Consider the following 6859-nt stretch of genomic DNA (forward strand, 5'->3'; position numbering starts at 1 on the left):
AACCGGTCGTCGGCGCCAGCGCCAGCAGGTCCTGGCAGTGCCCCAACGCGTCCTTCGCGGCCACCCTCGGGGCCGGGGCCGGGCTGTTTCTCCTGCGCCCGACCGGGAAAGCGGGCCCGGTCGTCGAGGGGGAGGGACGGATGACGTATCCGCACGTGCCCACGGCCACCGGCGTGCGCGCGTACCCGGTGGCCGGTGCGCCACTGCTGTGCAACGCGCGGGACCACGGCCTGACCGGGGACGGGACGACCAACGACCAGCCGGCGTTCGCCGCCCTGGTCGACCGGCTGGGGGACGCGTACGCCGCCGACGGGCGGGCCCGGGTGATCTACTGCCCGCCGGGGGTCTACTCGATCCGGGACGCCGGCACCGTCTGGCGGGCCGGCGTCTCGCTGGTCGGGGCCGGTCCCGGCGCCACCCGTTTCGTGCTGAGCAATTCCGGCAACCGGGCCGACCCCACCCCGCTGGCCTTCCACACCGCCGCGCTGCACGGCGCCGACCGGGAACGGCACCTGGCGTACTGCACCTTCGCCGACTTCGAGATCGACGGCTCGGGGGTGGCGTCGGCCGAGTACAACCCGCTCGCCAAGGGACTGGGCCTGCAGTACGTGGTCCGGGGCGTGTTCCGCAACCTCTACATCCACCACACCGCGGCCACCGGGCTGGGCTGCGACTTCCTCCAGGACAGCCTGATCGACGGGGTGCTGGTGGCCGGCTGCGGCCGGCTGGACAACGGCACCGAGATGGGCGGCGCCGGCATCGGCATCGGCATCGGCGGGTGGGGAAGCGTGGAGCGGCTGAACATCGTCAACTGCTCGGCGGTCGGCAACGCCACCAACGGGATCTTCCTGGAGCTGCAGAAGGCCGGCGAGTTGCGGCCGCGGGGCATCCGGATCATCGGCTGCCACGCCCAGGGCAACCGGTTCGGCATCTCGGACTGGGGGGCCAACGGGCTGATCGTCTCGGCCTGCACGATGACCGGCAACCTGGAGGCGGGCTTCCACGCCTCCGCCAAGGGCACCACGCACGCCGCGGGCCGGGGCGGCATCGTGAGCGACTGCGTGATCGACGGCAACCTGCGCGACGGGGTCAGCATCGGCAACACCGCCGGCCCGTACACCATCCGGGGCAACCGGATCAGCGGCAACGGCCGGTACGGCTACCACCAGCGCAGCCTCGGCGCCGAGGAGCAGGAGCACGCGCGGGAGATCGTGCTGGAGAGCAACGACTTCTACGGCAACAGCCTCGACGCGATCCGGATCGACCGGCCGATCACCGACGCGATGATCGTGAACAACCGGATCCGGAACAACGGCCGGCAGTGCGGCGGGGCCGCCCGGGGCGGCGGCGACTCGGTCCGCTACAGCGAGAAGCAGGTGGTCGACCGGCGGGCGAACTGGCAGCACGACGAGCACCGGGGCAAGGTCGTGCGGGTCGGCGAGCGGATCGCCGCGGTGGCGGCGAACGACGCGGCCACGCTGACCCTGGCGCCCATCCGTCCAGACGCCTTCACCGGCTGGAGCGCGGACACCCCGATGCCGGGGACCCCGTACGAGCTGCCCGCCGCGCCGGCCACGCGGGCCGGCCTCACGGTGAACGCCACCCTCCAGGCGGCCAGCATCCGGGGGAACCGGATCTGGGACAGCCGCCGGCCGCAGGCCCAGACCCACGGGATCTGGGTCACGGCGCGGGGCAGCTGTGTGGACTGCCGGGTCGTGGACAACGACCTGGCCGGCAACGCGCAGGGCGCCATCCGGCTGGACACGCCGCCGGACGGGGGCCGCTGGGAACGCAACCACGGCGCCGAGGGCGCGGGCTGAACCGGTCGTCCCGCCCCGTGCGGCACGACCCGGCGCAGGCGGGGACGCACGGCCCTTTCCGCGCCGCCGATTCCCATTTCCGTACGCGGCGGCGCAAATCGAGGTAGCCCTGGGCGAGCAATTCCGCCGAATATGCCACGGCGCTCCGGCGGCCGTACAGAATGTCAACCAAGGGGGAGTTGGAAATGGGGTGCGGAATATGGACCTGAGGCGGCGATTGACGCTATTTGCGGTAACCATCGCAGCCACTCCACTGGCGATCGGGGCGTGCACAGCCGGCGAGAAGTCGGCCCTGAAACCGGGCCACGGCAAGGCGGCCCCGCCGTCGGTGAGCCTGACCCCGGCCGACCGGACGAAGGACGTGCCGGTCAGCGCCGAGGTGGGTGCCAAGGTGAGCGGCGGGAAGATCACCGCCGTGAAGCTCACCGACGACAAGGGCCGGGCGGTGCCGGCGGAGCCGCGTGAGGACGGGTCGAGTTGGGTGCCCGCCCGCCCGTTGGAGAACTCCCGGACGTACACCGCGGAGGTGACCGCGAGCGGCGATTCCGGGCGGACGACCACGCAGAAGACGACCTTCACCACGATGGCGAAATCCACCAAACAGGCCGTCACCAGCGAATTGCTTTTCACCAGCAATCAGACGTACGGGTCGGCGATGCCGGTGGTCGTCACATTCGATCCGCCCATTCCGAAAGAGGCCAGGGCGGACGTGCAGCGCCGATTGTTCGTGAAGACCGACCCGCCGCAGCCGGGCGCCTGGTCCTGGGAGTCCGACGGTAAGCAGGTCGAGTACCGGGCGCCCGACCGGTGGAAGAGCGGCACGAAGATCAGCGTACGGAGCGCCCTGGAAGGGCTGCCGATCGGCAAGGACGCCATCGGGGACGCCGACCACACGGCGACCTCCAAGATCGGCCGGCAGGTCTCGCTGGACATCGACAACGCCACCAAGCAGATGTCCGTCTACCAGGACGGCAAGCTGCTCCGCAAGATCCCGGTGAGTCTCGGCAAGCCGAGTACGCCGACTTCCAGCGGCACGATGGTGATCATGGAGAAGTTCGACCGGACCACCTTCGACACCCGGGGTGACCCGAACGGCGGCTACGTGGTCGACGTGGACGACGCGCAGCGGCTCACCTGGGGCGGCGAGTTCATCCACTCCGCCCCGTGGTCGGAGGGGGAGCAGGGCTCCAACAACACCTCACACGGCTGCACCAACGTCTCGGCCGCGGCCGCGGACTGGCTGATGGGCATCACGCAGATCGGTGACCCGGTCACGGTCAAGGGCACCGAGGTGAAGCTGGACCAGGGCAACGGCTTCACAGCCTGGAACGTGAGCTGGGACGAGTTCATCAAGGGCAGTGCGCTGCCCGTACCGGCCGGGCTGAAGCCCACGCCCAGCGCCACGCCCCACCCGGGCGCGGTGGCCGGCGGCTCGGCGCCCGCCCCCGCTCCGTCCAAGAGCGTCAGCGGCGGCTGAGACCACCGGGGAGGAACGGCCAGGGGCCGGCTCGCGGCAACCGCGGGCCGGCCCGTCGTCGCCCCGGTCAGCCGAGGTCGACCCGGGCCACCCCGGTCGCGGTCAGGCTGCCCAGCCAGAGCTGGCCGCCGTGCTGCCGCACGCCGGTGACCATCGGGTACGCCCCGCTCGGCCCGTGCAGCGTGCGCAGCACCCGCCCGGCGCCGTCGACCAGCGCGACCAGTCCGTACCGGCGCGGCTGCGGCTGCACGGCGCCCGGCAGCAGGGCGACGAGCTGACGGACCCGGGGATGCGGCAGCAGCCTCTCCATGATCGGCAGCCGGGGGCTGGGCAGGGCGATCCAGTAGGTCCCGTCGCCCACCGCGGAGACGTTGTCCGGGTACGCCGGCAGATCCGTCAGCACGGTCGCCCGGCCGTCCGGCAGGTCGATCCGCAGCAGCCGGTGGGTGGCCGTCTCCACCAGCATCAGCGCCGACTCGTCCGGGGTCAGCGCCACCCCGTTGGGGAAGTAGAGCCCGTCCGCCACCACGTCGGTCCGCCCGCTGCGCCGGTCGTACGCCAGCACCCGGCCGTTGGGTCGGTGCTCCAGCAGGTCCCGCTTCCAGTGCGACAGGGGAAACCGGTCCGAGCTGTCGGTGAAGTAGATCGTGCCGTCCCGGGCCACCGTGGCGTTGTCGGCCAGGTGCACCGGCGGCGCCGTGCCGGACAGCTCGTGCACCGCCCCGTCGGGCGTGACCCGCAGCAGCCCCCGGTACGCGTCGCAGACCACGAGGCCGCCGTCGACCGGGTCCAGTTCGACGCCGAGCGGCTGGCCGCCGGTCTCGGCGAGGAGGGTCGGGCGGGTGCCGGCCGGGGCGTCCGCCGGCCACCACCAGAGCCGGCCGTCCTCGTCGCCGCTGATCGCCCGGCCGTCCGGGTCGATCAGCACGTCCTCCGGCCCGTGCGCGCCGTCGGGCAGCGGCAGCAGCTCGGCCCGGTCGAGCCGGACGTCGGACGGGGCCCACGGCCCGTCCAGCGGCGGCGGCACGGTGGCCGGCTCGCGGACCGGCCGGATCAGCAGGGGCGGGCGGGGGCGGGGAACGACCATCCGGCCATTCTTCCCCGCCGATGCCCCGGCCGGGCAGCCCTCGGCGGCGTGTCGCCGCCGGGGCCATCCGTGCGACGGTCAGCCGGCCCGGCGGCGGATCCGCCAGTGGCCGAAGCCGGCCAGCAGCCCGGCCAGCGCCAGGTAGCTGCCCAGTTCGAGCCACTGGAACGTCCAGTAGCGCCGGTTCGGCTGGTACGACAGCCGCACGTGCAGGTCGAGCCGGCCCAGGCAGACCGCCGTGTCGCCGAAGGTGCCGGTGGCCCCGGTGCGCGGCGGGTCGAGGAAGCAGTGATCGAAGCGGTCCGCCGCGAGCGGCCGGCCGTCCGCGGTACGCAGCTCGCTGACGTCGCTGACCCAGGCGTCGGGCACGGCCAGGCCCTTGACCACCGGGGCGCCGGTGATGCTGCCCAGCCCGCGCGCCTCGTTGATCGCGTCGGCCGTCATCGGCCGGGAGATCGTGACCGGTGGCATCAGGTGCGGGCGGACCAGGTTCGGCACGACGAACTGGACCACCGCGAACACCACGGCGGTCAGCGCCATCGCCGGCAGCGTCCGGCGGACCAGCAGCCCGAGGACCGTGCCGAGGGTGAACGCGAAGGCCGCGTACCCGATCGGCGCGATGTTCCGGGCGCCGAACACGATGGTGCTGAACCGGTCTCCGGCGAGCCGGTCCACCGGGCTCGCGGCCCAGGTGAGCAGGAGGCTGGCCAGGCCGGCGACGGCGGTCGCGGCCACCCCGACGACCAGCAGCTTCACCGCGAACCAGCGGGTCCGGGTGACGCTCTGGTTCCACACCAGCCGGTGGGTGCCGGTCTCCAGCTCCCGGGCGACCAGGGGCGCGCCCCAGAACATGCCGAGCACCGCCGGGACCAGGGCCAGCAGCCCGGCCACGTACAGCAGGGTGTTCTGGTGGTCGCCGAGGAACTGGGCGAGGGCCGCGGCGCAGTCCCCGCCGGCCCGGCAGCGGGACCGGTAGGTGCGCTCGTCGTGCCGGATCGCCAGCCCCAGGTGGATCAGGTAGCCGGCGAGCAGGGCCAGCCCGGCCAGCCCGGTGAGCGCCGGGGCGCGGAACTGCCGCCAGGTCAGCCGGATCATCGCGCCACCTCCCGGCCGGTCGGCTCGCCGGCCGCCCGGCTCAGGTACGCCAGCACCAGCTCCTCCAGCCCCACCGGCTCCGCCGTGCCGGGCAACGCCGTGCCGGCCGGGGCGTGGACGAACAGCCGGTCGTGACCGCCGGCCGGCTCCCGCCGGACCGGCGTCACGCCGGCCGGGAGCCGGTCCGCCGTACCGGGCGGGGCGGTCAGCCGGCGGTGGCGGGACAGCAGGTCGGTGACGTCCCCGGCGAGCTGCACCCGCCCGCCGGCGAGCACCACCAGGTGGTCACAGACCCGGGCCACGTCCCCGAGCAGGTGCGAGGAGAGCAGCGCGCTCACCCCGAGTTCGGCGACGAGGCCCGTCAGGTGGTGCAGGAACCCGTCCCGGGCGAGGGGGTCCAGCGCGGCCGCGGGCTCGTCGAGGATCAGCAGTTCGGGACGTTTCGCGGCGGCCACGGTCAGGGCGAGCTGGGCGCGCTGGCCGCCGGAGAGCCGACCGGCCCGTTGCGACCGGTTCAGCCCCACCTGGGCGATCCGGCGCTCCGCGAGGGTCCGGTCCCAGGACGGATTGAGCCAGTTACCCATCCGCAGGTGGTCCTCGACGGTCAGGGACGCGTACACCGGGGCGTCCTGGGCGACGTAGCCGACCCGGGCCAGGTGGGCCGCGTCGGCGGCGGGTCGGGCGCCGAGCACCCGGAGGCTGCCGGCGGTGGGGGCGATCAGCCCGCAGGCGAGCTGGAGCAGGGTGGACTTGCCGGCGCCGTTCGGCCCGACCAGGCCGATTACCCGGCCGCGCGGGATCCGCAGGTCACAGTGGGACAGCGCGACCCGCCGGCCGTACCGCTTGGTCAGGCCCTCGGCGTGCAGCACCGGTGGGGAGTTCTCGTCGGTCATGCCCCGAGCCTTCGCCGACCGCCCGGTCCGGCCATCGGTCCACGGCACGGTTCCCGCCGGCCGCGACCCGTACTTTCGGCCGGTTCGGCCCCGGGCGGGAGTGCCTAGCCTGGTCGGCATGGAAGATCCGGACCGGTGGACCGCGGCGGCCGAGGTCGGGCTGGGGCTCGGCTGCGCCACCGCGATCGTCGTCCAGGCGGCCGCCGTGGCGGGCAGCTGGGGCGGCCCGTACTGGCTGTTCGGTTGCGCGGTCGGCACGGTGGTCACCGTGCTCGCCCTGGTCCGGCGGCGGCATCGGGGGTGGACGGCGGTCGCGGGCCTGGTGGTCGCCGCGGTCGCCGTCGGGGTCGCCGACCTGGCCGGGCTGCCACACGAGCCCGGACCGGCCACCGCGCTGCCGCTGGCGGTGCTGGTCGCCTCGGCGGTCGGGACGCTGCTGCCGGCGGTCGGGCCGCGCCGGGTCTGGCCCACCTTCGCGGCGTTGGTC

5 protein-coding genes and 1 pseudogene are annotated in these 6859 nt (G+C 74.0%); 3 read left to right on the forward strand and 3 right to left on the reverse strand.

The genetic code is table 11. The annotated features are described in order from the left end of the window. Positions 1–140 precede the first annotated feature (140 nt). Both ACWEVO_RS25525 and ACWEVO_RS25530 read left to right on the forward strand, forming a co-directional pair. Positions 141–1820 (forward strand): right-handed parallel beta-helix repeat-containing protein, encoded by a 1680-nt coding sequence (locus ACWEVO_RS25525; RefSeq protein ID WP_452310054.1) that lies wholly within the window; start codon positions 141–143, stop codon positions 1818–1820. A gap of 199 nt (positions 1821–2019) precedes the next feature. Next, positions 2020–3297 (forward strand): Ig-like domain-containing protein, encoded by a 1278-nt coding sequence (locus ACWEVO_RS25530; RefSeq protein ID WP_452310050.1) that lies wholly within the window; start codon positions 2020–2022, stop codon positions 3295–3297. Between the two features lie 67 nt (positions 3298–3364). Here the strand turns inward: ACWEVO_RS25530 and ACWEVO_RS25535 are convergent, their stop codons facing one another. From ACWEVO_RS25535 to ACWEVO_RS25545, 3 genes are all read right to left on the reverse strand, one after another. Next, positions 3365–4384: an SMP-30/gluconolactonase/LRE family protein gene (locus tag ACWEVO_RS25535; protein WP_452310051.1), complete on the reverse strand. Its 1020-nt coding sequence runs from the start codon at positions 4382–4384 to the stop codon at positions 3365–3367. Between the two features lie 78 nt (positions 4385–4462). Further along, a complete protein-coding gene (locus ACWEVO_RS25540; RefSeq protein ID WP_452310052.1) occupies positions 4463–5479 on the reverse strand; it encodes an ABC transporter permease subunit in 1017 nt (338 codons plus the stop codon). Beyond that, positions 5476–6372, reverse strand: coding sequence for an ABC transporter ATP-binding protein (locus ACWEVO_RS25545; protein ID WP_452310053.1), 897 nt, complete (start codon positions 6370–6372; stop codon positions 5476–5478). Before ACWEVO_RS25545 ends, ACWEVO_RS25540 begins: the two co-directional genes overlap by 4 nt. A gap of 118 nt (positions 6373–6490) precedes the next feature. Between ACWEVO_RS25545 and ACWEVO_RS25550 the strand changes: the two are divergent. Further along, positions 6491–6859, forward strand: a pseudogene (locus ACWEVO_RS25550) (hypothetical protein); the annotation flags it as partial.

Source organism: Micromonospora sp. NPDC003776, assembly GCF_053605645.1.

Bases quoted from the DNA above. Each gene is read 5' to 3' on its own strand.
- ACWEVO_RS25525 (WP_452310054.1), top strand. From the start codon at position 141: ATGACGTATCCGCACGTGCCCACGGCCACCGGCGTGCGCGCGTACCCG.
- ACWEVO_RS25540 (WP_452310052.1), bottom strand. From the start codon at position 5,479: ATGATCCGGCTGACCTGGCGGCAGTTCCGCGCCCCGGCGCTCACCGGG.
- ACWEVO_RS25545 (WP_452310053.1), bottom strand. From the start codon at position 6,372: ATGACCGACGAGAACTCCCCACCGGTGCTGCACGCCGAGGGCCTGACC.
- ACWEVO_RS25535 (WP_452310051.1), bottom strand. From the start codon at position 4,384: ATGGTCGTTCCCCGCCCCCGCCCGCCCCTGCTGATCCGGCCGGTCCGC.
- ACWEVO_RS25530 (WP_452310050.1), top strand. From the start codon at position 2,020: ATGGACCTGAGGCGGCGATTGACGCTATTTGCGGTAACCATCGCAGCC.